Raw genomic sequence first — 26,543 nt, 5'->3', positions numbered from 1 at the left:
CCCCCACACCACCCCACCCACCCGCGCCCGAGAAATTCGCTTTACCCCCCATGGGATACTGACCGCATCCACCCGTACCCACGAGGAGAACGGCACCCACTCCTATGGCCCCGGTCACGTCCCTCACCGCCTCCGTCCACCAGCGCCTCGCGACCGCCCTCTCGGCAGCCCTGCCTGAGGCCGACGCGGACCCGCTGCTGCGACGCAGCGACAGGGCGGACTTCCAGGCCAACGGCATCCTCGCCCTCGCGAAGAAGGCGAAGGCCAACCCCCGCGAGCTCGCCACCCAGGTCGTCGCCCGGGTCGAGTCCGGCGATGTGATCAAGGACATCGAGGTCTCGGGCCCCGGCTTCCTGAACATCACGATCACCGACAGGGCGATCACGCAGAACCTCGCGGCGCGGTACACGGACACGGACGGCCGCCTGGGCATCCCGTACGCGAAGCACCCGGGCACGACGGTCATCGACTACGCCCAGCCGAACGTGGCGAAGGAGATGCACGTCGGCCACCTCCGCTCCGCGGTGATCGGCGACGCGGTGGTCCAGATCCTGGAGTTCACCGGCGAGAACGTGGTCAGGCGCCACCACATCGGCGACTGGGGCACCCAGTTCGGCATGCTCATCCAGTACCTGGACGAGCACCCGCACGAGCTGGACCACAAGGCGGCCGCCGAGGACACCGCGGCCTCCGGCGAGGAGGCGATGTCGAACCTCGACCGCCTCTACAAGGCGGCCCGCAAGCTGTTCGACGCGGACGAGGAGTTCAAGACGCGGGCGCGTCGCAGGGTGGTCGACCTGCAGGCCGGCGACCCGCACACCCTCGCCACCTGGCAGAGGTTCGTCGACGAGTCGAAGATCTACTTCTTCTCGGTCTTCGAGAAGCTGGACATGGAGATCCGGGACCCGGACATCGTCGGCGAGTCGGGTTACAACGACATGCTGGACGAGACATGCCGCCTGCTGGAGGAGTCGGGCGTCGCGGTGCGCTCGGAGGGCGCGCTGTGCGTGTTCTTCGACGACATCAAGGGCACGGACGGCGAGCCGGTCCCGCTGATCGTGCGGAAGTCCGACGGCGGCTACGGCTACGCGGCCACGGACCTCTCCGCAATCAGGGACCGGGTCTTCAACCTGAAGGCGAACACGCTCCTGTACGTCGTCGACGCCCGCCAGGCGCTGCACTTCAGGATGGTCTTCGAGACGGCCCGCCGGGCGGGCTGGCTGAACGACGACGTCAAGGCGCTCCACCTGGCCTTCGGCACGGTCCTCGGCAAGGACGGCAAGCCGTTCAAGACGCGTGAGGGCGAGACGGTCCGGCTGGTGGACCTGCTGGAGGAGGCGATCGACCGGGCGACGGCGGTGGTGCGGGAGAAGGACACCCAGCACCAGCTGTCCGAGGAGGAGATCGCCGAGCGCGGCGCCCAGGTGGGCATCGGCGCGGTGAAGTACGCGGACCTGTCGACATCGGCGAGCCGGGACTACAAGTTCGACCTGGACCAGATGGTGTCGCTGAACGGCGACACGTCCGTCTACCTCCAGTACGCGTACGCCCGTATCCAGTCGATCCTGCGCAAGGCGGGCGAGGCGAAGCCGACCGCGCACCCGGAGCTGGACCTGGCCGCGGCCGAGCGTGCCCTTGGCCTGCACATCGACGGCTTCGCGGAGACCATCGAAGAGGTGGCCACGGAGTACGCGCCGCACAAGCTCGCGTCGTACCTGTACCAACTGGCGGCGCTCTACACGACGTTCTACGACAAGTGCCCGGTCCTCAAGGCCGACACCCCGGCCCAGGTCGAGAACCGCCTGTTCCTGTGCGACCTCACGGCCCGCACCCTGCACCGGGGCATGGCGCTGCTGGGCATCAGGACACCTGAGCGTCTCTGAGCGCCTGAAGAAACGGACACGGCCCGTCCTCTCCCCCGTAGGGAGGACGGGCCGTGACGTTCGCCCAGCTCAGCAGCCGGTGGCGTTGAAATCCCAGAACGCGGCCTTGGTCTTCGTTCCGGCGTCCCCGTCGACGGCAAGGCCGTAGCCGTAGGTGTTCAGGTAGCGCTGCAGCGCCTTGATCGTGTTGGTCCCGACGGCTCCGTCGACGGGACCGGCGTTGAGGCCCAGGTCGTTGAACTTCCGCTGCGCCGCCTTCCAGCTGTTGGTGCCCAGCTGCCCGTCGATCGTGCCGGGGTTGTAACCCGTGTCGCGCAGCCAGCACTGCCAGTTCTTGGCCCGGGTCGTGTTCAGGCCGAGGTTGTTCACGGCGAGGGTGGTGACCTCGGAGCTCACCACCTGCTGCTGGGCCGGCACGGCGGCCGCGAAGGCGGTGCCGGCACCCCCCAGCGTCCCGGCGGCGATTCCGACGGCGGCGGTGAGACCGACGAGTGTCTTGGTCAGAGCTCGCATGCTGTTCCCCTCCGATGATCGTTGCGATGGCGGGGCCGACCGCACCGGCCGGCTCTGCAACGAGACTGCTGGGCGGGCGGAACGGCTGGCCACAGTTGCCGCAAGAGTGACGTCATCGCGGGACGTCCCACTCGCTGACCTGCGAAGACGGCACCTGCTGGGACGAGCCGGCGGGACGACCCGGCGGGGCCGCCGCGGCGGGCGCCGGCTGATTCGGCGCCAAGGCGGGAACCGAGGTATGGGGCACAACGTGGAAGCTGACGCAGAATGCGCGGAATGACAGAATTACGGGGGGGCTGCCTGACCACGGCCCGCCGTCCACGGAACGCGAGTGGGGGGAACATGTCGCGTTGGAAGGCACTGCCCGCTGAACTGGATCCGCGGGTCCGGCAGTTGGTGGTGCGATTACGCCGGGTGAAGGACCACAGCGGGCTGAGCCTGCCGCAGCTGGCGGCGAAGACGGGGTACAGCCCGAAGTCGTGGGAACGGTACCTGGGAGGCCGCTCGTTGCCGCCCCGGGACGCCGTGGAGGCGATGGCCCTGATCGGTGGTGACGATCCGATCCGGCTGCTCGCGCTGCACGAGGTCGCCGCCGAGGCCTGGGGAGACAACCGCAAAGGCGCATCCGCCCCGGAGACAACCCTGGTGACCGGAGCCGTACGGGAGAATCCTCAGACCGTGGCCGCGAAGGCGCGGCCGCACGGGCGTTCTCTGCGCGTCGCCCTCGTCGCACTGGCGGTGGCCCTCGTGCTGGCCGTCTCCTCGGCGGTTCTGCTGGTCGTACGGTTCGGGGACGGCGACGGCAGAGCGGCGGCGCGTCCTCACGTCTCGTCGGCGGTGCCGACGTCGGCACCGGGGTCACAGTCACAGTCGGCTCAGCCCACGTACACCTGCCGTGTGGAGCGGATCGACGGCCGCTGGTACGCCGACAACAGCCGTACCCAGGGCGCCGTCCTGGCGAACGGCAGCGCCGGGCCGGAGGTGGCCGAGGCACAGTGCCTGCTGCGCAGGGCGGGCTTCGCTCCGGGGGTCATCGACGGGATCTTCGGTCCGCATACGGAACGCGCGGTCAGGCACGCACAGAAACGGGCCGGCCTGGTTGTGGACGGCATCATCGGGCCGCACACCTGGAAAGCCCTACGGGGATGACACGCACTCCCCCGCCGACACCTCCGACGCCGTCGCCGGAACGCGCGCGACTGGCCACCGCCCTGCGGGAGCTCAAGGCACGTACGGGTCTGAGCCTGGCGGCCCTCGCGGGGAAGACCGCGTTCAGCAAGTCGTCCTGGGAACGGTATCTCAACGGCAAGACGCTGCCGCCGCGCACAGCGGTGCAGGAGCTGTGCCGGCTGGCCGGCGAGCCGGACGGCCGGTGTCTGGCGCTGTGGGAGATCGCGGAGTCGCAGTGGAGCGGGCGCGCGACCGGAGCGACGCGTACGGATACGCCGTCACAGCCGTCCACGTCTCTGCCCTTGGATCATGGGGAGCCGGCCCGGCAAGAGGTCACGCGGGCCGGTCACAGGGGTGTGGCGGTGATGGCCGTGCTGGCGTCGGTGTGTGCCGTGGCCGCCGGCGGCGTGGCGGTGGCCCTCTTCCTGCTCCCGCGCCAGGACGGCGAACCGCGGCCGTACGCACCCGTGTCCCCCTCCGCTCCCGGACCCCTCTGCCGAGGGGCCGCATGTGAGGGCAAGAGCCCGATGCAGATGAGATGCGGCGCCGGTCCGAAGACCCTCGCCGCGCACCACACCGCCACCAGAGCCGATCTGGAGCTGCGCTACAGCAGCAAGTGCGGGACGAGTTGGGCCCGGATGTGGAACACGCGGATCGGTGACCGGCTCGAGTTGACCGCGGGCGGTCGAAACCACGGTGTCCGCCGCGCCGAGATCGAGGACGACGCCGACGCGCAGACCTACGTCTACACCCCGATGACCGCGATCCGCCCCGGGACCGTCGTCCGGGCCTGTTTCCGTCCGGCGGAGGGCAGCACTGAGTGCTTCGACGGACGTGTGCGCTGATATCAATGTCAGTGCCACCCCCTACAGTCACCGGCATGGCGACTCTTCCCAACCCGCTGCCGAAGCTGGCGGCCGACCCGAGCGGGCGTTCCCTCGGGCTTGCGCTTCCGCCCGGGCGACTGATCGACGCGACTCGCGAGGGTGCGTGGCACGAACCGCTGCTGTGGCACGCCGAGCGGCAGGCGTCCCCGGGCAACTGGGCGGCGCTGGGCTCCCCCGCCGGCCGGGCAGGGCTCCTTCCTGTGCTGCTGGACACCGGCGGCGCTCAAGGGGGCCCGGCGGAGTGGGAGTTGATGCCGGGCGAGATGTCGTATCCCGGGGACCACGACGCCGAGGAGGTGCTGGCGGAGTACTGGGAGGACTACGCGGCGGACGAGCCCGACGCGGACGAGGACTACCCCGGCAGGGAGCGAGTCGTCGAGGTCTTCGGCGAGCCCCTGACCTACGACGAGACGGTCGCGCCGTACGGTGCGGTGTGGCCCGGCCTCTCCCCCGCGCTCCCTCTCACCGCGGCCCCCGACGCCCGAGCCGCCGAGGTCGCCGACTCCCTCGTCGAGGCGGGCTCCGGATTCAAGGAGCCGCGTCTCGCTCTCGTCCCGGCCCGCCGTTCCGCCGACATCCCGGCGGCCGTCGGCTGGACCGGCCCCATGAACCACGAGGGCGACATCGCCCGTCTGTGCGCGGTGCTCCGCTCCTGGGAGGACCGCTTCGGCATACGCGTCGTCGCCCTCACCTTCGACCAGCTCGTCCTGTCCGTGGCGGCCCCGCCCACCACACAGGCCGAGGCCGAGGCCGTCGCCGCCGAGCACTTCGCGTTCTGCCCGGACAACATCACGCAGGGGCACCACGAGACCCTGCGGGCGTACGCGGCGCACGAGGTGCTCGGGCAGCGGGCGTGGTCGTTCTGGTGGGACTGAGGAGGGGCTGAGTGAAGGGCTGAGTGAGGGACTGAGTGAGGAGCTGAGGACGGGACCGAGGGTGCTCCCGCACGGGGGATCCACGGCACCCCGCCCGCCGACCGCCGAGCCGGCCGCATCGTACAGGCGACCACACGCCACGGTCCCGCATTGGTCCCTCTCCACACCCGAATGAGGTACCTACCCCGTGCACCCACGGACTTCGCGGTGCGGGCGGCTCCCGGCACGCCCTAGGCTGCCCGCATGCTGCCCAGCGTGGACACGGTCGACGAGTTGAACGCGGTCGTACGGGACGAGGCTCTGCTGCGACCGGCGGCACAGGACCTCTGTAAACAACTGGGGCTCGAAGGGGCCCGGTTGGTGCGGTTCGAGGACGGTTCGCTGCCGGTGTACTCGGTCGGTGAATCGCTCGTCCTGAAGCTCTATCCCGGTTTCGAGGCCGCCGAAGCCATCAGGGAGGCACGGGTGTTGTCCCACCTTTGGGGTCAACTTCCCGTTCCCACACCGCGATTGCAGGCGGGCGACCTGTACAAGAACGGCTGGCGGTTCGTGCTGATGTCACGGCTGCCCGGTGAGAGCCTGGCCATGGAGTGGCACCGGATTCCGGCCGCCGACCAGGACCGGATCGTCACCGAGGCGGCCGAGACGCTGGCCGCGTTGCACGCCCTGGACCCGAAGCCGGTGACCGACGTGGTCGGGCCGCCGGACTGGAACCGGTTCCTGGCCGTGCAGCGGGCCAAGGCGGTCCGGCACCACCGTACGAACGGCCTCACCGAGCCCTGGCTGGAGCAGATGCCGGACTTCCTGCGCTCGGTACCGCTCGCCCCGCCCTCGGGGCGCGTGCTGCTGCACACCGAGTTCATGCGCGAGCACCTGACCGTCGCCCCGCAGGGCGGCTGGCGGATCACCGGCCTCTTCGACTTCGAACCGGTCATGATCGGCGACCCGGCGTACGACCTCGCGGGCGCCGCCCTGTTCGTGACGTGCGCCGACGCCCGGCAGCTCAGGCGCTTCTACGAGGCGTACGGCCGCACCCCGCACCCCCCGCGCGAGCTGCTCGCGCACGCACTGCTGCACGTCTTCAGCGACCTGCCCTGGCATCTGCGCGAACTGCCCGCCCCGCCCCAGCCGCGCCTGGACGACCTCGCGGAGGCGTGGTTCGGGACAGGCGGCTGAGGGCTGGGCCTAGGCCTTACGGCCCGCCGCGCGGCCCACAGGCGCCCACGCACCGTCACCCCGGCCCGCCCGCCACCCAGGCCACGGCCCCCTGACGCCGGAAGGCCGCCCGGAAACGGACCGGGCGGCCTGATGGCATCGGCCGAAGCGCGCGGCTACGTCAGGCGTGCGCAGGAATCGCCTTCGGGTTGGGGCCGTACTGGTTCTCCCCCGCCTCGCTGTCGCCGCACAGGAAGACCAGCATGACGATCTCTCCGACGAGAGGGACGACACCGATCAGGATCCACCAGCCGGTGCGGCCCGTGTCGTGCAGCCGGCGAACGGTGACGCCCAGGGCGGGCAGCAGGATAGCGACGTAGAAGACGAGCGCGGGCACCAGCGAGTCGAGGACGGTGAAACCGATGGCCGCCAGCACGACGTAGATGATCGACGCGAACAGCACGAACATCCAGTACTCCTTGCGCCGCGCACGCCCGCTGAAGACCGCGTACTTCTTGAGTACCTCGACGAACCAGTTCATGGCATCCCCCCAGGGGTCGACGTTCGGCCCCTCCAGATGGATCAGGCCAAGCGCAGAAGGTATGGACACGCAGGATCCGCGTCAATTCACTTCGTGTACGCCGCTCACCTGGCAGGACGCCACTCACCTTCCGACAGGTCCTCAGCTTCCGACGTCGTTTTCAGGACAGACACACAGAAGATCACCGACGGCTGTCGGGGGCACCCCCAAGTATTCCCCGAAGCGTTTTTCAGCCGTTGCCAAACCGAAGACGTACCGATGCCCGACCTTCTCCGATCTGATGCGGGGGTGAGGTGAAATCGTTGTCCTGCCGCCAGCCCGACCGTGATCGTCAGCCAGAAAGGCGGGACGTCAGCACACCATCCGCGCGGCCTCGACGGCCCAGTACGTCAGGATGTTCTGCGCGCCGGCCCGCTTGATCCCGGTGAGGGTCTCCAGAATCGCCCGATCCCGATCGACCCAGCCCTTCTCGGCGGCGGCCTCGATCATCGAGTACTCGCCGGAGATCTGGTACGCGGCGACCGGCACGTCCACGGCGTCCGCGACCCGGGCCAGGACGTCGAGGTAGGGCCCCGCGGGCTTGACCATCACCATGTCGGCCCCCTCCTCCAGATCGAGGGCCAACTCCCGCATGGACTCCCGGACGTTGGCGGGGTCCTGCTGGTACGTCTTCCGGTCGCCCTTCAGGGACGAGGCGACAGCCTCCCTGAACGGCCCGTAGAAGGCGGACGAGTACTTGGCGGTGTAGGCGAGGACGGCGACGTCCTCACGCCCGATCTCGTCCAGGGCGTCCCGGATGATCCCGATCTGCCCGTCCATCATGCCGCTCGGCCCCACCACGTGCGCGCCCGCGTCGGCCTGCACCTGCGCCATCTCGGCGTACCGCTCAAGCGTCGCGTCGTTGTCGACGCGCCCCTGCTCGTCGAGCACCCCGCAGTGCCCGTGATCAATGGTCTCGTCGAGACACAGATCGGACATGACGAGCAGCTCGTCCCCGACCTCGGCCCGCACATCACGGATGGCGACCTGCAGAATCCCGTCCGGATCCGTCCCGGGTGTCCCGAAGGCGTCCTTCTTGCTCTCCTCCGGCACCCCGAACAGCATGATCCCGGACACCCCGGCCTCGACCGCCTCCAGGGCCGCCTTCTTCAGGCTGTCCCGTGTGTGCTGCACGACCCCGGGCATCGCCGCGATCGGCACCGGCTCGCTGACGCCCTCGCGGACGAAGGCCGGCAGGATGAAGTCGGCCGGGTGCAGGCGGGTCTCGGCGACCATGCGGCGCATGACGGGCGTGGTACGGAGCCGGCGGGGCCGCGTACCGGGGAACGATCCGTACTTCGACATGCCACCTACGCTACGCCTGCCCCGAGGGTCCTTTGCCGACGGAATGTCGGCCCGGCCCAGGCCGCGATGGCGGCCGCTGTCAGTGGCGGCCGCTGTCAGTAAGGGAACGAGTGTCAGGTGCGGCGTGCGGCCCACACCGTGCGCTCGGTGCGCACCCGCAGGTCGTTGCGGTGCAGGATGCTGTGAGGACTGTCGGTGTCGAGCAGCTGGTCGAGAGCGGTCAGGTCCTTGGCCGTCAGAGCGGATGCGGCGCTGCCGCGCATGCGGCGCAGACTGCTGAGCGCGTAGCGGCCCACCGCGTTGGTGTGGGTCGGGCCGATGCCGACGGTGACGGTGCGTTCGCCCTCGACGGTGAAGCCGGCTTCTGTCAGCTTGGTTCCCCAGTCGGCACCGCGGTGGGGGACGTGCTCGGCGTGATGGTGGTCAAGTGCGGCATGGCAGCGCTCCTCAAGTCCGGGAGCGTCTTCTGGAGCGCCTTCGGGCAGGAACCGGGGGAAGCCGGCCAGCTCGACGACGGCGAACAGCCCGCCCGGTGCCAGCAGGTCGTGGACCTGTTGCAGGGTGCGGTCGGGGTCGGCCATGTGGTGCATGGAAGCTGATGCCCAGACCAGCTCCGGCGTGCCGAGTTCGGGCCACGCCGTCGCGTCGAGGTCGGCCTGGACGAGGTGCACGCGGTCGGCTGCTCCGGCTGCGGCTGCTTTCTCCCGCAGGCGGAGCAGGTGGGTGGCTGAGGAGTCGACGGCCGTCAGCTCGGCCTCGGGAAAGTGCTTGAGCAGGGCGAGGGTGCCGGCTCCGGTCCCGCAGCCCAGGTCCACGATGCGGCGGGGGCTGGTCTCGATGGGCAGCCAGGCGATGACGGACGCGATGTGTTCGGCGAGCACTTCCGCGTCCAGGTCGAGGATCTCCGCCTGGTCGCCTGCGTCGTGCTCGTGAACGTGGTGCGCGCCGTGCTGCGCCGTGTGCGGGGAGGCATGGTTCATGCGCCCACGCTAAGCAGGCCATCCGCGTATGGCCCGGTGGCTTTCGGAATGTGCAAGGCGATGGCCCACTGCACTGCGGAACACGCAAAACAGTTACGGCGACCGGCGGTTCGCGTTCCCGGCGTCCTCGCCGCGCTGGTGGCCCCGGCGGGCGTCGCGGTCGAAGATGCCCAGGATCTCGCACGGTCCGCCTTCGGCGCCGATGGCGTGCGGAAGCATGGTGGGGAACTCCGCCGCCTGGTTGGTCTCGATCCGAAGGCGCCGGTTGCCCAGGAGCAGGATCGCGGTGCCGGAGAGGACGACGAGCCATTCGCGGCCGGAGTGGGCGCGCATGCGCGAGGGACTGTCGGGCGGCGGGTTGGTCATGCGCTGGCGTACGACGGTCATGCCGGGTTCCGCCTTGATGGGCCAGCGCATCAGCCCGTGGGCTCCGTCGATCATCGGGTTCGAGACGACGTCGTCCGTGGCGGTCTCGACCAGTTGGTCCAAGGACGTGTCCAGTGCGCGCGCGAGGGTGACGAGCTGGTCCAGCGCCAGGCGGCGCCGGCCGTTCTCGATGCGACTGAGCGTGGACTGACTGACATTGGCGCGGGCGGCCAGCTCCTCCAGGGACCAGCCCTGAGCCACGCGCAGGGCGCGGATGCGTTTGCGTACCAGGCTGTCCAGCTCATCAGTCTCTTGCGCCATAGGCAACATCGTATGCGTTTACGGCAAGTCGCGCTTAGCGTCGTTCATGTTCGGCCCCACAACGACCGGGGGCAGCGAGCCGCGCACTCACCGGCCCCGTAGCCCGCGGCACACCAACCGCGCAAGCGAAGGGCGGGGCCCACTTCTGTCCCCCTTGGCGCTTCGGCTTTGCTCCGGCGCCGACGCCTGCATGCCTTGTTTGAGAGGAATCCATGAGTACGAACCAGCCTGGCCAGGTGAGCGCTGCGCCGAGCGGCGCCGCCGGCGAGGGCGTGCCCGACGCGCGTCAGCGTCGCACGATCCTGATCGCCGTCTGTATCGCGTTGATGGCCGTCATCGCCTCGGTCTCGGGGCTCAACGTCGCCCAGCCCGACCTCGCCGTCGCCTTCGGCGCCTCGCAGAGCACGATCCTGTGGATCATCAACATCTACACCCTCAGCCTGGCCGCACTCCTGTTGCCGCTCGGCGCGATCGGCGACCGCTTCGGCCGCAAGCCCATGCTGCTGGCGGGCCTGACCGTCTTCGGCGTCGCCAGTGCGGCGGCAGCTCTCGCCCCGTCGGCAGAGGTCATGCTCGCCGCACGCCTGTTCAGCGGCGTCGGTGCGGCGATGATCATGCCCATCACCCTCGCCGTCATCACCTCCACCTTCCCCGAGGGCGAACGGGGACGGGCGATCGGCGTGTGGACCGGTGTCGCCGGAGGCGGCGGCGTCCTGGGCATGTTCCTCTCGGCCGCTCTGGTCGACGTGGCCAACTGGCGGTGGCTGTTCGTCCTGCCTGTCGCACTCGTCATCGTCGCGCTCATCATGACGCTGCGCTCCGTCCCCAACTCCCGCGAGACGTCCGGGCATGCTTTCGACACCGTCGGCGCGCTGACCTCCGTCGTCGCCGTGGTCGGGCTCATCTTCGTCCTTCAGGAAGGCCCGGAGCGCGGCTGGACCTCGCCCCCGACCCTGCTCAGCCTCGCTGTCGGCATCATCGCCGCCGGTGTCTTCGTGGCCTGGGAACTGCGTCGCCGGGATGCCGCGCTCCTGGACGTGCGCCTGTTCGGCGAACGCTCTCTGGCCGGCGGCTCGATCACGCTGTTGGTGCTCTTCGGGGTCCAGGCGGGCATCTTCGTGGTCCTCTTCCCGTTCTTCCAGGCCGTCCTCGGCTGGTCGGGGCTGCTGTCCACCCTGGCGCTGATGCCCATGGCCGTGCTGATGATGATGGCCTCCGGCCTCGCCCCCGAGCTGGCCGCGCACATCGGCCCCCGGGCGACCATGACGACCGGAATCCTCCTGGCCGGTGCCGGTCTGGCGCTCATGGCCGCCATCGTCTCCGTCGACGGCGGCTATCTGTCCGTCCTGCCCGGCATGCTCGCCATGGGCATCGGCATGGGTCTGTCGATGACACCCTCCACCGAGGCCATCACCGGCGCCCTCCCACGCGAGCGCCAGGGCGTCGCGTCCGCGCTCAACGACGTCACCCGCGAGTTCGGCACCGCGCTCGGCGTCGCCCTGCTCGGAGCACTCCTGTCCTCCGGCTACCGCAACGCCATCGACTCCCGCCTCGCCGGCGTCCCCGAGGGCCCGGCCGGCACCGCACGCGAAGGCGTCGCCAACGCCCTCGACGCCGCGCAACAGGCCGGCCCCCATGCGCAGGTTCTGATCCGTGCCGCCCAGGAGTCGTTCGTGGACGGCTGGCAGCACGCCATGTGGGCAGGAGTCGCCGTCATGGCCGCCCTGTTCTGCTACGTCCTCGCCCGAGGACCACAGCACCCCACCGGCACACCGACGAACGAACCGGAACCAGCCGGCGCGACCTCCCGATAACCCCGGACCAACCCCGGACACGCACGGATGGCGGGGCACCCGCAGGCCCCCGCCATCCCGTGTCGGCTCGACGTCAGCTCGTCAGGTCGACGTGGAGCGACGCCTCCGCGCCCCCGGCCGCCGCTCGCTCGGCCGAGTCACCGGATCCCCCGCCTCCACGGCGGCGGCCCTCCGTCGTGAACCGAAGTCCGCCAGCGCCTCCGCCAGCTTGTGGACCGCCGGCTCGGGAGCCATGACGTCGACCCGCAGCCCGTGCTCCTCGGCGGTCTTGGCCGTGGCGGGCCCGATGCACGCGATCACCGTCACGTTGTGCGGCTTGCCCGCGATACCCACCAGGTTCCGCACCGTCGACGACGACGTGAAGAGCACGGCGTCGAACCCGCCGCCCTTGATCGCCTCCCGGGTCTCCGCCGGCGGCGGCGACGCCCGCACGGTCCGGTACGCCGTGACGTCGTCGACCTCCCAGCCCAGCTCGATGAGCCCGGCGACCAGCGTCTCCGTGGCGATGTCGGCGCGCGGCAGGAACACCCGGTCAATAGGGTCGAAGACCGGATCGTACGGCGGCCAGTCCTCCAGAAGCCCCGCGGCCGACTGCTCCCCGCTCGGCACCAGGTCCGGCTTCACACCGAAGGCCACCAGTGCCCTCGCCGTCTGCTCGCCCACCGCCGCGACCTTGATCCCGGCGAAGGCCCGCGCGTCGAGCCCGTACTCCTCGAACTTCTCCCGGACCGCCTTCACCGCGTTGACCGAGGTGAACGCGATCCACTCGTACCGGCCCGTCACCAGGCCCTTCACGGCCCGCTCCATCTGCTGGGGCGTCCGCGGCGGCTCGACGGCGATCGTCGGCACCTCGTGCGGCACGGCCCCGTACGACCGCAACTGGTCGGAGAGCGACGCCGCCTGCTCCTTCGTCCGCGGTACGAGGACCTTCCAGCCGAACAGCGGCTTGGACTCGAACCAGGACAGCTGGTCGCGCTGGGCGGCGGCGGAACGCTCACCGACCACGGCTATCACCGGCCGGCCGCCCTCCGGCGAGGGCAGCACCTTGGCCTGCTTCAGGGTCTGCGCGATCGTGCCGAGCGTCGCCGTCCAGGTGCGCTGCCGGGTCGTCGTACCGGCGACGGTCACCGTCAACGGGGTGTCCGGCTTACGGCCGCCCGCCACCAGCTCACCGGCCGCCGCGGCGACCGAGTCCAGCGTCGTGGACACGACGACCGTCCCGTCCGACGCTCCGACCTCCGTCCAGCACCGGTCGGAGGCCGTGCGCGCGTCCACGAACCGTACGTCCGCGCCCTGCGCGTCCCGCAGCGGCACACCCGCGTACGCGGGCACGCCCACGGCGGCGGCCACACCGGGCACGACCTCGAACGGCACGCCCTCGGCGGCGCACGCCAGCATCTCCTCGGCGGCGTACGTGTCGAGGCCGGGGTCACCGGACACCGCACGGACGACCCGCTTGCCGCCCCGCGCGGCCTGCATGACAAGATGTGCCGCATCCCGCACAGCGGGTGCACCAGCGGTTGTTGACGCGCCGTCGACAACCGCGAGCTGCGGCGTGCCCGTGCCCGGAAACGTATCCGCCGAGGACGCGGCAGCCGAATCGGCGTCGGTGTCCAGGACGGCGACGCCCGACCGCGCGTGCGCACGGACCACGTCGAGCACCTCGTGCTCAGCGACGAGGACGTCCGCGTTCGCCAGCGCCTCCACGGCGCGCAGTGTGAGCAGTCCCGGATCCCCGGGTCCGGCACCGAGGAAGGTGACGTGCCCGTGGTCCTGACCGGCGGGAAGGGTGGTGGGGCTCAATGTGCTCGCTCCCCCATCAGACCGGCCGCGCCCTTGGCAAGCATCTCGGCGGCGAGTTCACGGCCGAGCGCCATTGCTTGGTCGTACGTCTCGGGCACGGGACCGGTGGTGGACAACTGCACCAGCGTCGAGCCGTCGGTGGTGCCGACGACGCCGCGCAGGCGCATTTCCTTGACAATCTGCCCGTCGCCCAGAAGGTCGGCGAGCGCGCCCACGGGAGCACTGCAACCGGCCTCGAGGGCGGCGAGAAGGGACCGCTCGGCGGTCACGGCGCCCCGCGTGTGCGGGTCGTCGAGCTCACTGAGCGCGGCGACGAGAGCTGCGTCTTCGGCGGTGTTCCCCGCCCTGCACTCGATCGCCAGTGCCCCCTGGCCGGGGGCGGGCAAAACCATGTCGGCCGGCAGGAAGTCCGTGACCTCGTCGATCCGGCCGATCCTGTTGAGGCCGGCGGCGGCGAGGACGACGGCGTCCAGCTCACCGTTCCTCACGTATCCGATGCGGGTGTCGACGTTCCCCCGGATCGGCACGGTCTCGATGCTCATCCCGTGGCTGCGCGCGTACGCGTTCAGCTGGGCCATGCGCCGCGGGGAACCGGTCCCCACGCGCGCGCCCTCGGGCAGGTCGGTGAACCGCAGCCCGTCCCGGGCGACCAGCACGTCACGCGGGTCCTCCCGCTTCGGCACGGCGGCCAGCGCCAGGTCGTCGGGCTGTGCGGTGGGCAGGTCCTTGAGCGAGTGCACCGCGAAGTCGACCTCGCCGCGCACCAGTGCGTCCCGCAGCGCGGTGACGAAGACTCCGGTTCCGCCGATCTGCGCGAGGTGCTCGCGGGACGTGTCACCGTAGGTGGTGATCTCGACGAGCTCGACGGGCCGTCCGGTCACCTGGCTCACGGCGTCCGCCACCTGCCCGGACTGGGCCATGGCGAGCCTGCTCCGCCTGGTCCCGAGCCTCAGGGCTCCTTGTACGTGTGGCTCACTCATGCTCGCCCTCGGTTCTCGGCGTCCCTCTTGGAGCCGTCGGTCTCATCGTCGGCCCGCGAGACGGCGGCGACCGTCTCCGGGTCCAGGTCGAACAGGGTCCGCAGCGCGTCCGCGTACCCGGCGCCGCCGGGCTCGGCCGCGAGCTGCTTGACCCGTACGGTCGGCGCGTGCAGCAGTTTGTCCACGACACGCCGCACGGTCTGCGTGATCTCGCCGCGCTGCTTGTCGTCGAGGCCGGGCAGCCGCCCGTCGAGCCGTGCGATCTCAGCTGCGACGACATCGGCGGCCATGGTCCGCAGGGCCACGACGGTGGGTGTGATGTGGGCGGCCCGCTGAGCGGCGCCGAACGCGGCCACCTCGTCGGAAACGATCCGCCGCACCTGGTCCACGTCGGCCGCCATGGGCGCGTCCGCGGAGGCCTCGGCCAGCGACTCGATGTCGACCAGCCGCACTCCGGCCAGCCGGTGCACGGCCGCGTCGATGTCCCGCGGCATCGCCAGGTCCAGCAGCGCGAGCACGGGCTCCGGCCGGGGCACCTCGACGACGGGCTCGGGCCTGCGCCGCTCGGGGATCCGCCCGCTGACGCGGACGGTGGCGGCGAGCGCGGTGATGAGCTCGGCATCGGCGACGGGCGCACGGCCACGCTCGCGGCGGTCGACGGTCGCGTTGTCCACCCAGGCGGCGTGCTGCTCCAGCGTGGCCGCGTCCATCCCGGCGACCGCGGCCTCCCCCGCCACGGAGAAGCCGCCGCCCGGCACGGTCGCCAGGTCGAGCGGGCAGCCCTCCTCGGTACCGACGGAGGTGGGGGGCAGCGGGACCTCGGAGCCCGGAGTCTCGGAGCCCGCGGTCTCGGCGCCCACCGACGCGGAGCGCGTCTGCGCGGGGAGACGTCCCTCGACCGCCGTCGCCACCGACTCGGCCGTCAGGACCAGTCCGGTCGCACCGGTACAGGACACGACAAGCCCGGCACGTGTCACCTCGGCCGCCACCGCGTCCATCGGAACGGCGCGGGCCGTCACGTCCGTGTCGCCCTGTGCGGTGAGGATCTGCACGAGGCGCTCGGCGCGCTCGTACGTCCGGTTGGCGATCACGATCTCACGCACGCCGGCGCGGGCGAGGGTCGCCGCGGCGAGGGAGGACATGGAGCCCGCGCCGATGACGAGGGCGCGCTTGCCCCGGGCCCAGGTCTCGACGTCGGTGCCGGAGGCCAGCTGCTCCAGACCGAAGGTGACCAGGGACTGGCCCGCGCGGTCGATACCGGTCTCGGAGTGCGCGCGCTTGCCGACGCGCAGACCCTGCTGGAACAGGTCGTTCATCAGCCGACCGGCGGTGTGCAGCTCCTGCGCCTGGGCCAGCGAGTCCTTGATCTGCCCGAGGATCTGACCCTCGCCGACCACCATCGAGTCGAGCCCGCAGGCCACGGAGAAGAGGTGGTGGACGGCCCGGTCCTCGTAGTGCACGTAGAGGTAGGGGGTGAGCTCGTCGAGCCCCACCCCGCTGTGCTGGGCGAGCAGCGTCGACAGCTCGGCGACGCCCGCGTGGAACTTGTCCACGTCGGCGTACAGCTCGATGCGGTTGCAGGTGGCGAGGACCGCGGCCTCGGTGGCCGGCTCGGCGGCGACCGTGTCCTGACCCAACTTGATCTGGGCGTCCGTGGACAGCGCGGCCCGCTCCAGCACGCTGACCGGGGCGCTGCGGTGGCTCAGCCCGACGACGAGGAGACTCATGCCGGCATCACCGCGGGGACGTCCCCGTCGGGCCCTTTCCCGGAGTCCTTGGGAGCCCGGACGACGGCCTCGGACTCGCCCGTGGCCTCTTCACCGGCCTTGCGCTGCTCGTGGAAGGCGAGGATCTGGAGTTCGATCGACAGATCCACCTTGCGTACGTCGACGCCGTCCGGCACGGACAGCACGGTCGGCGCGAAGTTCAGGATGGAGGTGACTCCGGCGGCGACGAGCCGGTCGCAGACCTGCTGGGCGGCTCCGGCGGGGGTGGCAATGACACCGATGGACACGCCGTTGTCATCGATGATCTTTTCCAAGTCATCCGTGTGCTGCACGGGGATGCCCGCGACGGGCTTCCCGGCCATCGCCGGATCGGCGTCGATCAGCGCTGCGACACGGAAACCACGGGACGCGAACCCGCCATAGTTGGCCAGCGCGGCGCCGAGGTTACCGATACCAACGATCACAACCGGCCAGTCCTGGGTCAGCCCCAGCTCACGCGAGATCTGGTACACGAGATACTCGACGTCGTATCCCACACCCCGTGTCCCGTAGGAGCCCAGGTAGGAGAAGTCCTTGCGCAGCTTCGCGGAGTTCACTCCCGCCGCGGCCGCGAGTTCCTCGGAGGAGACCGTGGGTACCGAGCGCTCCGACAGTGCGGTCAGGGCCCGGAGGTACAGCGGAAGCCTGGCGACGGTGGCCTCGGGAATCCCTCGGCTGCGAGTCGCCGGTCGGTGAGTTCTGCCAGTTGCCACGGTGCTCCTGCGGGTAGCGCGGGGCTGTAGGCGGCCATACGTCCCCAGACCGCCCCGTCGAATGCAGGCTATGTCTTTGTGAACGCGTGCACAAAGATGGTGTCCGATTTGCCCGGGCAACGTGACCGGGGTCACGCGCCCCCGGCGCATCCGCATGGAACCGGCGCGCGGGCACACGCGTTCCTCACTCGATGGGGGCAAAACCGCACACACTCCTCAACGATCCCCGCCCCCGAGACCAGTTCGGCTCGATCCTAAGCGACGTTCTGGACCAGTTGGACTACTCAGTCAGGCCGGATGTGAGGGCTTTACGGAGGCGCTGCTCGTTCACGCGCCAGAACGTGTGCTGCTGTCCATCCACGAGCACGACCGGAATCTGCTCCCAGTACTTCCGGTACAGCTCCTCGTCCTGAGTGATGTCCTTCTCCTCCCAGGGCACCCCGAGCTCACCGCAGACCTTCTCGATGACGGCATGGGCGTCGTCACACAGATGGCAGCCGGGCTTACGGATCAGGGTGACCAGACGGTCCTGAGGCTTCCGGAACTCTCGGGCCTCCTGGGCCTGCTGGGAGCCTTGAGAGCCCTGAGGGCCCTGGGATGTGTCTTTATCCGTACGCCGTTCAGCACGCCTGAAGAAGGGACTCATGTCGGCCATTCTCGCGCTCCTCGCGGCGCGCGGGACCCCTGGCACCGCAGGGCCGCGCCCGAGCTCGCGGCCGGCCGCCTCCGCATGGGGACACGCCGATCGGACCGCTTCCTTAACGACACGGCCTCGGAGAGTTCACACCCTTCAAACCTCTCAACTCCGGAAGCACCGAACAGACTGGCTATGCTCGCGTTATGGCCGCTCTCGGATGGCTCACTCCCCGTAGGCGCTCCGCCACGGCGCGGAGCGTTTTGGCAGGCGAGGCCTCGGCTGAGGCAGCGCGCAAGTCCTCGCAGGAACAGGAACTGACCAGCGAGGCCGAACCGCAGTTCCCCGTGCACGGCGACGACCGGGCCGCCGCCTTCTTCGACCTCGACAACACCGTCATGCAGGGTGCCGCCCTGTTCCACTTCGGTCGGGGCCTGTACAAGCGGAAGTTCTTCGAGACCCGCGACCTCGCACGGTTCGCCTGGCAGCAGGCGTGGTTCCGGCTGGCCGGGGTCGAGGACCCCGAGCACATGCAGGACGCACGCGACTCCGCCCTCTCGATCGTCAAGGGCCACCGGGTGGCCGAGCTGATGACGATCGGCGAGGAGATCTACGACGAGTACATGGCGGAACGCATCTGGCCGGGCACGCGAGCCCTGGCCCAGGCGCACCTGGACGCGGGCCAGAAGGTGTGGCTGGTGACGGCGGCCCCCGTGGAGATCGCCACGGTGATCGCCCGCCGCCTGGGCCTGACCGGCGCCCTGGGTACGGTCGCGGAGTCCGTCGACGGCATCTACACGGGCAAGCTGGTCGGCGAGCCGCTCCACGGCCCGGCGAAGGCGGAGGCGGTACGCGCGCTGGCGGCCGCGGAGAGCCTGGACCTCTCGCGCTGTGCCGCCTACAGCGACTCGCACAACGACATCCCCATGCTCTCGTTGGTGGGCCACCCCTACGCGATCAACCCGGACACCAAGCTCCGCAAGCACGCCCGCCAGTTCGACTGGCGCCTGCGCGACTACCGCACGGCACGCAAGGCCGCCAAGGTCGGCCTCCCCGCAGCAGCGGGTGTCGGCGCGGTGGCGGGCGGCACGGCCGCCGCGATCGCCCTGCACCGCCGCCGCCGCTGACACCTGCCGACGGGCGGGGGTTCGCGCCGCCTGAGGTTTCGTCGTGAGTCGGGGGCGCTCCGAGAGGTCTCCGTCCTCGGTCCGGCGGTTCTGGAGTGTGGTGAGGATGCCCGGCGGCGGACGCCGGCCGCTGCGGGCGGACACCTCCCGGCACACCCCCTGCCGTACGTACGCGCCTGCGGGTGCGTGGCGGGCGCGGGTGCAGATACGACTGCGGGTGTGGGTGGCGGGTGCGGACACGGCTGCCGATGCGTGGTGAGCTCACGGGCTCGGGCTCGGGCGCGCCCGTGTTTTTAAGGGGCGCGGGGCTGTGTGTTGAATATGCGGCTCCGCCGCGTGGGCGCGACCAGCCCCATACGCCCCGCAGCCGGCCACACACAGAAACCCGGCAGACGAGTCGCCCCCGGCCACATCCCCGGAGGGAGCCGTATTCACAACCCCTTACCCCCACATCACCCCCGCCAGTCACACTCCCCGAACCCGGCCACAACACGCCCCCGAGCGGAGCGCAATGCGGACTCATATGAACAACAAGCGGTACCAGAACGGCACTTGAACAGGCGCCAATCGGTATCAGAAGCGACGTAATCGATGATTTGAGCAACTGGGTGTAGCAGTGCCTGCACGAAGCGTTATTCTCCTCAGACGCAAACCGGTACCCCTCCGTCGCTACGACGGGTGAACGGTCCCGTACTCCATGTGATGGAAGCTCTGCCTCTGGGAGTCCCGTGTACCCACACGTCGGGGTTGACGCCTCGGGCCTGGCTACGCTGCGCGCAACGGTCCACGACATGTTGCGCCGCTTCGTCCCCACCGCGTACGCCGCACCCGCGCTCGCCGTTCCCGCTGTCCCCGCCAGCCCGTGCTACGCGCTCGCCGACAGCAGCGCGGTGGTCAGCAGACGCGGCCGCACCGGCTCGACCACCACCGCCCGCCGTCCCGCCGCGGACAGCGACAGCGCACGCATGATGGACCTCGTGGAGCGCGCCCAGGCCGGCGAGGCCGACGCGTTCGGACGGCTCTACGACCAGTACAGCGACACCGTGTACCGCTACATCTACTACCGGGTGGGCGGGAAGGCGACCGCCGAGGACCTCACCAGCGAGACCTTTCTGCGCGCCCTGCGCCGGATCGGGACCTTCACCTGGCAGGGTCGCGACTTCGGCGCCTGGCTCGTGACGATCGCCCGCAATCTGGTCGCCGATCACTTCAAGTCCAGCCGTTTCCGCCTGGAAGTCACCACCGGGGAGATGCTCGACGCCAACGAGGTCGAGCGCTCCCCCGAGGACTCCGTCCTGGAGTCCCTGTCCAACGCCGCGCTCCTCGACGCCGTACGACGCCTCAACCCGCAGCAGCAGGAGTGCGTCACCCTCCGCTTCCTCCAGGGCCTCTCCGTCGCCGAGACGGCCCGTGTGATGGGCAAGAACGAGGGTGCGATCAAGACCCTCCAGTACCGCGCCGTCCGCACCCTCGCCCGGCTCCTGCCGGAAGACGCCCGCTGAGCACCACCGCCTACGCTCGGCGACTACCAACTAACCTTCCGTAAAAGACCGTTGGGTTCTCGGAGCGATCATCCGCCGTCCGTAACCCATGTGCCGCGCCGCTCGTTGTGCGGGATGCAGGCTCCCTGTGGTCACACCTTGGCTGACACCGGTCACTCGATCGTGTGGAAATGGTCGGGGTGTGGAACCCTCAGGATCCCCTGGGGAGCCGACCGTCATGACGAGAGGAGGTGCCGCCAGTGATCGCAAACGTATCGGCGCACCGGCGGGCGAACGCCTTCGCCCAGGCTCTGGAGGAGCTGCCCGACCGGGACACGGCGGCCGAGCAGCCCGAAGGACCGGCCCCGGCCGCCGCGGCACAGACCGAGCAGGGCCGCCTGTTGGCCCTCGCGACCGGCCTCGGCGAGCTGCCCAAGCCGGAGCTCGATCCCGAGGTCAAGGTCGTCCAGCGGGCCCAGCTCGTGGCCGCGATGGAGACCATGCTTCAGGAGGGCACGGTTTCGGGAGGCGAGGCGGCGGACCCTTCGGTGCCCGAGCAGCGAAGCAAGCGGGCGCGGGGCGCTCACCGAGCGGGCCCACTGGGGAAACTGCGACCACGTTCACGGCTGACCAAGGGGCTCGCCGCGGGCGGACTCAGTGTCGGTGTGGCCGCGGGTGCCTTCGGCGGTGTCGCCGCGGCCAGTTCGGACGCCCTCCCCGGTGACTCGCTGTACGGCCTGAAGCGCGGCATCGAGGAGTTCAAGCTGACCTGGGCCGAGAACGGCACGGACCAGGGCGAGCTCTACCTCGACCAGGCGTCCACCCGGCTGAGCGAGGCCCGCAGGCTCATGGAGCGCGACCGGCGCGGCGCCCTCGACCACGAATCACTCGGCGAGGTCCGCCGCACCCTCATGGGCATGCGGCACGACGCGTCGGAGGGCCACCGTCTGCTGCACGAGGCGTACCAGCGGGATCCCGAGTCCCTGGGCCCCATCCAGGCCCTCTCCGCCTTCTCGCGTTCCCACCGCGAGGCCTGGGGAGCGCTGCGTGACCGGCTCCCCGTGCAACTCGGGGACGTCAGTCAGCAGGTCTCGTCGGTCTTCGACGCCATAGACGAAGAGGTCGCCCCGCTCCAGTCGCTCCTGCCACAGCCCCCGGTACAGCCCGGCGGCGACGAACAGCGCGGCACGGGCCCGGGCTCCACCGGCTCCGCGCACACCGACCGCCCGGCCCCCAGCGCCAGCGGCAGCGACTCCTCGGGGCACAGCCAGAACAGCGGCAAACCGCAGCCCTCCAGCTCGGACAGCGGCAGCGACGGTCTGCTCGGCGGCAACACGGGCGGCCTGCTGGACCCGCCCAAGGACACCAGCAGCCCGTCCCCGTCGTCCGGTAAGACCACCCCGGCCCCGGCGCCGGACGTCACCCTGCCCCCGCTCCTCCCGGGCCTCCTGCCCGGCCTGGGCATCGACAGCAAGGACGCGAACTAACTTCCTGCGGTACGGCGGTGGGGGCGCCCCTCAACGGAGGGGCGCCCCCACCGCCGTACCCGCATACCCGCCTACGACGTGGCACTCGGCAGAAGCGCCCCTCAGAAGAACACCGACCGCCGCTGCACCAAAAGCTTGTACAGCGTGTGCTGGATCTGCTCCCTGACCTGGTCCGTCAGGTTGAACATCAGCATCGGGTCATCGGCGGCCTCCGGCGGATAACCGTCCGTCGGGATGGGCTCGCCGAACTGGATCGTCCACTTAGTCGGCAGCGGAACCGCGCCCAGCGGACCGAGCCACGGGAACGTCGGCGTGATCGGGAAGTACGGGAAGCCCAGCAGCCGCGCCAGCGTCTTGGCGTTACCGATCATCGGGTAGATCTCCTCCGCGCCCACGATCGAGCACGGGATGATCGGCGTGCCCTGCCGCAGGGCGGTCGACACGAAACCGCCACGGCCGAAGCGCTGGAGCTTGTACCGCTCGTTGAAGGGTTTGCCGATGCCCTTGAACCCTTCGGGCATCACCCCGACCAGCTCACCGCGCGCCAGGAGCCGCTCGGCGTCCTCCGCGCACGCCAACGTGTGCCCGGCCTTGCGGGCCAGTTCGTTCACCACCGGCAACATGAACACCAGGTCCGCCGCCAGAAGCCGCAGGTGGCGGCCCGCCGGATGGTTGTCGTGCACCGCGACCTGCATCATCAGGCCGTCCAGCGGAAGCGTCCCGGAGTGGTTGGCGACGATCAGCGCCCCACCCTGGGCCGGGATGTTCTCGATGCCCTTCACCTCGACCCGGAAGTACTTCTCGTACATCGGCCGCAGCAGCGACATCAGGACCTGGTCGGTCAGCTCGGCGTCGTACCCGAAGTCGTCGATCTCGTAGTCGCCGGTCAGCCGCTTCCGCAGAAAGGCCAGCCCACCGGCGATACGACGCTCCAGACCGCCGTCCTGGGACTTCTGAGGCCCTCCCGGAGCCTCCGGCTGCTCACCCGTCACAGGAACATCATGCTGCCCGAGCTGCCGTTCCTGCAGTTCCTGAACCTCGGCGACCCGCGCGGACTCGCGCTTGCGCCGGCTCCCCCCAGCACTCCGGCGACGCGGCGGGCGCTGCGGGGCACCGGCGCGCGACCGGTCGTCGTCGAACGGAATGACCTTGGCGTCCGCCATCGTTGATGCGCTCCTCAGTTGGCGCTCTGCGTCGGGGGGTGGCCACCGCCCAGTGCGGGCAGTGCGGCAATCCGGTCGACGGCCCTCGAAAGGGCCTCCGGCGGCAGCAGCCCGGGACCGCGGCTGCGAGCGAAGTCCGCGAACGTCTCCGCTGTCGTGTACTTGGGTCTGTAGCCCAACGTCTCGCGCATCTGGGCCGTCGACACGACCCGCCCGTGGGTCAGCAGCCGGAGCTGCTCCGGCGAGAAGTCCGTCACACCCAGGGTACGCACCACGGAGCCCGCCCAGCTGAGCGCGGGCATCAGCAACGGCACCGTAGGCCGCCCGAGCCTCCGCGCGCACTGCGACAGCAGCAGCACCCCGTCACCGGCGACATTGAACGTGCCGCTGTTGAGCGTGGAGCGCGCGGGCTCGTGCGAGGCGATCCTCAGCACCTCGATGACGTCGTCCTCGTGCACGAACTGCAGCCGCGGATCGTAGCCGAGCACCGTCGGCAGCACCGGCAGCGAGAAGTACGAGGCGAGCGGCGAGTCGGCGCACGGCCCCAGGATGTTGGCGAACCTCAGCACGCACACGGCCACATCGGGACGCCGCCGCGCGAACCCGCGCACATACCCCTCGACCTCGACCGTGTCCTTCGCGAAGCCACCGCTCGGCAGCGACTTGGGCGGCATCGTCTCCGTGAACACGGCCGGATCGCGCGGCGCGGACCCGTACACGTTCGTACTGGACTTCACCACGAGCCGCTTGACCGCCGGGGACTTCTGGCAGGCGCCGAGCAGCTGCATGGTGCCGATGACGTTGGTCTCCTTGACCGTGGTCCGGCTGCCGCTGCCCAACGGGGTGCCCGTGACGTCCATGTGCACCACGGTGTCCACGCCGTGCTCGGCCAGCACACGCCCTATCGTCGGCTGCCGGATGTCGGCCTGCACGAAGTCCGCGCCGCCGAGATGATGCTCGGGCGGCAACGCGTCCACCGCGACCACACGGTCGACCTCCGGGTCACGCTGGATCCGTCGTACGAACCGACCTCCCAGCTGACGGGCCACCCCGGTCACGAGCACGACCTTGCCCAAGATCAACGCCTTCCTTCCAGACGCCGGCACACACCTGTGCGGTGCTACTCGTACTCTGTCGCGTTCCCCGTATGTCCGGCCACGTTAGCGGGTCGACGTTGCGCTGTGATGACCGCCCGATGCACGAAGTGACGAGTTCCCGCTGTCGTACGAGTGGTCGTACGACGGGACCGAGCCATCGGGCACACACAGACGTACGCACAGCGCGGGGTGCTCCATGCGCTCCATGCCCCCGGACACGGCTGTGGCCCCCCACCGGCTGGTGGGGGGCCACAGAGCGCGTTGACGCAGCGCTCGCACATAGCCGTAAGGCGCACCCCTGGAGGGACCTGCCCTCGACGGGCACGAACCCCTCGCGGGGCCGTACCCCGTGGACGGGGTCAGTCCCCGGGTGGATTCACCACCCTCGGGGTAGGCCTTACTTCTTGTTGCGACGCTGAACGCGGGTGCGCTTGAGCAGCTTGCGGTGCTTCTTCTTCGCCATCCGCTTGCGCCGCTTCTTGATAACAGAGCCCACGACTACCCTCGCTCACTTCTCTTCACTCGGTGCTGAGGGCCATGGGCCCACACGACCTACGAGGGGCTAGCCTACCCGCCCGAGAGCTGAGCTCGTAATCGAGGGGGAGCCGAGGAGCCCCGGGAGTCCCGCAGGAACCCGTGACCCCTCAACACCCGTACGCCGTCAGGCTGTCTCCACCCCCACATAACTCTCGCGAAGGTACTCGTGGACCGCTTGCTCCGGCACCCGGAACGACCTCCCCACCCGGATCGCCGGCAGATGACCGCTGTGCACCAACCGGTACACGGTCATCTTCGACACTCGCATCACCGAGGCGACTTCCGCCACGGTCAGGAACTGAACCTCGTTCAGAGGCCTCTCGCCAGCTGCAGCCATGACACACCTGAACCTTCCGCACTCGACGGCCACCGGCTTCCCCTTCCGGTGACTCTTCGTCGTTGCGTGCTCACTCCCCAATGTAGGGGCGGGTGATGCGAGTGGGGAAGAGGGGATGGCATCGGCGCCTTACTGTGACAGACACGCTCGATTGAGTACGTAGCGGGTAAGCGGTCGGTAGTAATCAGACCGCACAGCGTCATCAAGTGGAACGACCACGGACACTCGCCCCTCCGCCTGCCCGACGAAGAGCGCGGGATCGTCCGTATCCGCGAGCCCCACCACCTCGAACCCCAGCTGACCTGCCCCGCAGACCCAGCCGTGGTCCCCGATGACGAGTTCCGGGAGAGGCCCCCCGCGCGCCGCGGCGGCGGCCAGAACGGTACGAACCGGGAGTGGTGAATGTGTGTGCGCGCCGGTCTCACAACCGGAGCTCCTGGCGCCGGGTTCGCGTACCAGCGCGACCCCTCGTGCGTAGTCGAGGTTGTGCGTGCGTAGACCGAACCGGGTCGTTATGTCGACACGTCTACCCTTCGCGGGGGTGAGGACCTCACACCCAGCCGCCGACAAGGCGTCTGCCAGGCCGCCGTAGAACTCGAGCAGTCGATGGGGATGTCCGGTCCCGAGAAGCACCGGCGCCCTGCGCCGTGCGGCCTCCGCAAGACGTTCCGCAAAGGCGTCCAGAGCCGCCAGAGTCAGTTCCGGATCGATCGCATCCAGACCGGAAGTGATCCTCGGATCCTCCGAAACCCCGCACCTGTCCGCCATCAACGCGATCAGCTCCGACTGCCCCCAACTCCCCTCGGGATCCAGCCCCATCAACACCCGGGGATCCCGAGCCGCGAAGAGCCGATAACTCCGCAGGCTCGCCTCCCGCGTAGTGGCCACGACCCCCGCAAGCCCGGCAGCCAACAGATGCTCCCGCAGCGCTCCGGTGCTCAACACGGGGGTGATGGTGGCGCATCGGGTGGAAGGGGACCGCGAGAACGGGCAAAGACCGCACTGTCGGCGTAACCGCACAGCCCTGGGCGAGGAAACCCCGCCTCCACCCCTACGGCAACAACCCCCGCAACGGAAACACCGCCCGGCGCGTGGCCAGCACCGCCTGATCCAGCCGGTCCGCCGGGTCGTACCCCGCCTCCCAGTCGGCCCACACCACCGGCCACCGCCCATCGGTCATCCGCGCGGGCGCCGGCTGCCGCGTCCGCGCGAACACCGTCTGCCGCCACTCCTCGGGAATCATCGCCTCGGGCTCGATCGGCCGCCCCGCCGCGATGGCCACAAGATGCGTCCACGACCGCGGCACCACTTCCACCACGGCGTATCCGCCCCCGCCCAGGGCGACCCACCGCCCGTCCGCGTACTCGTGCGCCAGGTCGTGACAGGCGACCTGCACGGCCCGCTGAGCGTCCAACGAGACGGCAAGATGTGCCAACGGATCCTCGAAATGCGTATCGGCCCCGTGCTGCGTCACCATCACCTGGGGCCGAAAGTCCTCGATCACCTCGGGTACGACCGCGTGGAACGCCCGCAGCCACCCCGCGTCCCCGGTCCCCGCCGGCAGGGCCA

General features: G+C 70.1%; 24 protein-coding genes and 1 pseudogene. 9 read left to right on the top strand and 16 right to left on the bottom strand.

The genetic code is table 11. The features are described from left to right. The first annotated feature begins 104 nt into the window (after positions 1-104). Positions 105-1,883, top strand: coding sequence for an arginine--tRNA ligase (argS, locus tag FPZ41_RS28020; RefSeq protein WP_152866444.1), 1,779 nt, complete (start codon positions 105-107; stop codon positions 1,881-1,883). Between the two features lie 69 nt (positions 1,884-1,952). Here argS and FPZ41_RS28015 read toward each other — a convergent pair whose 3' ends face one another. After that, positions 1,953-2,396, bottom strand: a complete 444-nt coding sequence (locus tag FPZ41_RS28015) for a peptidoglycan-binding domain-containing protein (protein ID WP_152866443.1) — start codon at positions 2,394-2,396, stop codon at positions 1,953-1,955. Between the two features lie 342 nt (positions 2,397-2,738). Between FPZ41_RS28015 and FPZ41_RS28010 the strand changes: the two genes are divergently transcribed. The 4 genes from FPZ41_RS28010 to FPZ41_RS27995 all read left to right on the top strand — a co-directional run bounded on the left by FPZ41_RS28010 (position 2,739) and on the right by FPZ41_RS27995 (position 6,504). Next, entirely contained in the window at positions 2,739-3,545 is an 807-nt protein-coding gene (locus FPZ41_RS28010) for a peptidoglycan-binding protein (RefSeq protein WP_152866442.1), read from the top strand. Further along, positions 3,542-4,411: a helix-turn-helix domain-containing protein gene (locus tag FPZ41_RS28005; RefSeq protein ID WP_152866441.1), complete on the top strand. Its 870-nt coding sequence runs from the start codon at positions 3,542-3,544 to the stop codon at positions 4,409-4,411. The genes FPZ41_RS28010 and FPZ41_RS28005 overlap by 4 nt, the downstream gene beginning before the upstream one ends. Before the next feature lie 35 nt (positions 4,412-4,446). Next, positions 4,447-5,328, top strand: coding sequence for a DUF4253 domain-containing protein (locus tag FPZ41_RS28000; RefSeq protein ID WP_152866440.1), 882 nt, complete (start codon positions 4,447-4,449; stop codon positions 5,326-5,328). 243 nt (positions 5,329-5,571) lie between these two features. Beyond that, positions 5,572-6,504 (top strand): phosphotransferase family protein, encoded by a 933-nt coding sequence (locus FPZ41_RS27995; protein ID WP_152866439.1) that lies wholly within the window; start codon positions 5,572-5,574, stop codon positions 6,502-6,504. A 160-nt stretch (positions 6,505-6,664) separates the two neighbouring features. Here FPZ41_RS27995 and FPZ41_RS27990 read toward each other — a convergent pair whose 3' ends face one another. From FPZ41_RS27990 to FPZ41_RS27975, 4 genes are all read right to left on the bottom strand, one after another. Beyond that, a complete protein-coding gene (locus FPZ41_RS27990) occupies positions 6,665-7,024 on the bottom strand; it encodes a DUF805 domain-containing protein (RefSeq protein ID WP_152866450.1) in 360 nt (119 codons plus the stop codon). 351 nt (positions 7,025-7,375) lie between these two features. Continuing rightward, positions 7,376-8,368: a porphobilinogen synthase gene (gene hemB, locus FPZ41_RS27985; RefSeq protein ID WP_152866438.1), complete on the bottom strand. Its 993-nt coding sequence runs from the start codon at positions 8,366-8,368 to the stop codon at positions 7,376-7,378. A gap of 113 nt (positions 8,369-8,481) precedes the next feature. Next, entirely contained in the window at positions 8,482-9,348 is an 867-nt protein-coding gene (locus tag FPZ41_RS27980) for a class I SAM-dependent methyltransferase (protein WP_152866437.1), read from the bottom strand. Positions 9,349-9,441: 93 nt separating this feature from the next. Continuing rightward, positions 9,442-10,035 (bottom strand): helix-turn-helix domain-containing protein, encoded by a 594-nt coding sequence (locus FPZ41_RS27975; RefSeq protein WP_152866436.1) that lies wholly within the window; start codon positions 10,033-10,035, stop codon positions 9,442-9,444. 212 nt (positions 10,036-10,247) lie between these two features. On the opposite strand from FPZ41_RS27975, the gene FPZ41_RS27970 reads away from it, so the two are divergent. Then, a complete protein-coding gene (locus FPZ41_RS27970) occupies positions 10,248-11,849 on the top strand; it encodes an MFS transporter (RefSeq protein WP_152866435.1) in 1,602 nt (533 codons plus the stop codon). 81 nt (positions 11,850-11,930) lie between these two features. Here FPZ41_RS27970 and FPZ41_RS27965 read toward each other — a convergent pair whose 3' ends face one another. The 5 genes from FPZ41_RS27965 to FPZ41_RS50355 all read right to left on the bottom strand — a co-directional run bounded on the left by FPZ41_RS27965 (position 11,931) and on the right by FPZ41_RS50355 (position 17,766). Further along, positions 11,931-13,652 (bottom strand): bifunctional uroporphyrinogen-III C-methyltransferase/uroporphyrinogen-III synthase, encoded by a 1,722-nt coding sequence (locus tag FPZ41_RS27965; RefSeq protein ID WP_152866434.1) that lies wholly within the window; start codon positions 13,650-13,652, stop codon positions 11,931-11,933. Continuing rightward, positions 13,649-14,632 carry a hydroxymethylbilane synthase gene (gene hemC, locus FPZ41_RS27960; RefSeq protein ID WP_152866433.1) on the bottom strand — a complete coding sequence of 328 codons (984 nt, stop codon included), beginning with the start codon at positions 14,630-14,632 and terminating at the stop codon, positions 13,649-13,651. Before hemC ends, FPZ41_RS27965 begins: the two co-directional genes overlap by 4 nt. Then, the gene (locus tag FPZ41_RS27955) at positions 14,629-16,359 is read right to left on the bottom strand and encodes a glutamyl-tRNA reductase (protein WP_152866432.1); all 1,731 of its coding nucleotides are present in this window, start codon (positions 16,357-16,359) and stop codon (positions 14,629-14,631) included. Before FPZ41_RS27955 ends, hemC begins: the two co-directional genes overlap by 4 nt. Next, entirely contained in the window at positions 16,356-17,111 is a 756-nt protein-coding gene (locus FPZ41_RS27950) for a redox-sensing transcriptional repressor Rex (RefSeq protein ID WP_131568378.1), read from the bottom strand. The genes FPZ41_RS27955 and FPZ41_RS27950 overlap by 4 nt, the downstream gene beginning before the upstream one ends. A 280-nt stretch (positions 17,112-17,391) precedes the next feature. Then, complete coding sequence (locus tag FPZ41_RS50355) at positions 17,392-17,766, bottom strand: glutaredoxin family protein (protein ID WP_407698826.1); 375 nt, start codon at positions 17,764-17,766, stop codon at positions 17,392-17,394. A 185-nt stretch (positions 17,767-17,951) separates the two neighbouring features. Here FPZ41_RS50355 and FPZ41_RS27940 point away from each other — a divergent pair, with 185 nt between their 5' ends. The 3 genes from FPZ41_RS27940 (at position 17,952) to FPZ41_RS27930 (ending at position 21,840) form a co-directional block, all read left to right on the top strand. Continuing rightward, positions 17,952-18,872, top strand: a complete 921-nt coding sequence (locus FPZ41_RS27940; protein ID WP_152866431.1) for an HAD family hydrolase — start codon at positions 17,952-17,954, stop codon at positions 18,870-18,872. A gap of 728 nt (positions 18,873-19,600) precedes the next feature. After that, the gene (locus FPZ41_RS27935; RefSeq protein WP_322620829.1) at positions 19,601-20,374 is read left to right on the top strand and encodes an ECF subfamily RNA polymerase sigma factor, BldN family; all 774 of its coding nucleotides are present in this window, start codon (positions 19,601-19,603) and stop codon (positions 20,372-20,374) included. 239 nt (positions 20,375-20,613) lie between these two features. Continuing rightward, positions 20,614-21,840 carry a DUF5667 domain-containing protein gene (locus FPZ41_RS27930; RefSeq protein ID WP_322620828.1) on the top strand — a complete coding sequence of 409 codons (1,227 nt, stop codon included), beginning with the start codon at positions 20,614-20,616 and terminating at the stop codon, positions 21,838-21,840. 101 nt (positions 21,841-21,941) lie between these two features. Here the strand turns inward: FPZ41_RS27930 and FPZ41_RS27925 are convergent, their stop codons facing one another. From FPZ41_RS27925 to FPZ41_RS27900, 6 genes and pseudogenes are all read right to left on the bottom strand, one after another. Continuing rightward, positions 21,942-23,003 (bottom strand): lysophospholipid acyltransferase family protein, encoded by a 1,062-nt coding sequence (locus tag FPZ41_RS27925; RefSeq protein WP_152866430.1) that lies wholly within the window; start codon positions 23,001-23,003, stop codon positions 21,942-21,944. A 14-nt stretch (positions 23,004-23,017) separates the two neighbouring features. Beyond that, the gene (locus tag FPZ41_RS27920) at positions 23,018-24,079 is read right to left on the bottom strand and encodes an NAD-dependent epimerase/dehydratase family protein (protein WP_152866429.1); all 1,062 of its coding nucleotides are present in this window, start codon (positions 24,077-24,079) and stop codon (positions 23,018-23,020) included. A gap of 418 nt (positions 24,080-24,497) precedes the next feature. After that, positions 24,498-24,596, bottom strand: coding sequence for a 30S ribosomal protein bS22 (locus FPZ41_RS27915; RefSeq protein WP_003948845.1), 99 nt, complete (start codon positions 24,594-24,596; stop codon positions 24,498-24,500). A gap of 165 nt (positions 24,597-24,761) precedes the next feature. Beyond that, the gene (locus FPZ41_RS27910; RefSeq protein WP_004984898.1) at positions 24,762-24,974 is read right to left on the bottom strand and encodes a helix-turn-helix domain-containing protein; all 213 of its coding nucleotides are present in this window, start codon (positions 24,972-24,974) and stop codon (positions 24,762-24,764) included. Between the two features lie 129 nt (positions 24,975-25,103). Beyond that, complete coding sequence (locus tag FPZ41_RS27905) at positions 25,104-25,919, bottom strand: phosphatase (RefSeq protein ID WP_322620827.1); 816 nt, start codon at positions 25,917-25,919, stop codon at positions 25,104-25,106. A gap of 106 nt (positions 25,920-26,025) precedes the next feature. Beyond that, positions 26,026-26,543 (bottom strand): annotated as a pseudogene (locus FPZ41_RS27900) (acetoin utilization protein AcuC); the annotation flags it as partial.

It is taken from the genome of Streptomyces acidicola (assembly GCF_009377235.1).
Classification (GTDB): Bacteria; Actinomycetota; Actinomycetes; order Streptomycetales; family Streptomycetaceae; genus Streptomyces; species Streptomyces acidicola.
This window is presented reverse-complemented; position numbering and strand designations above follow the sequence as displayed.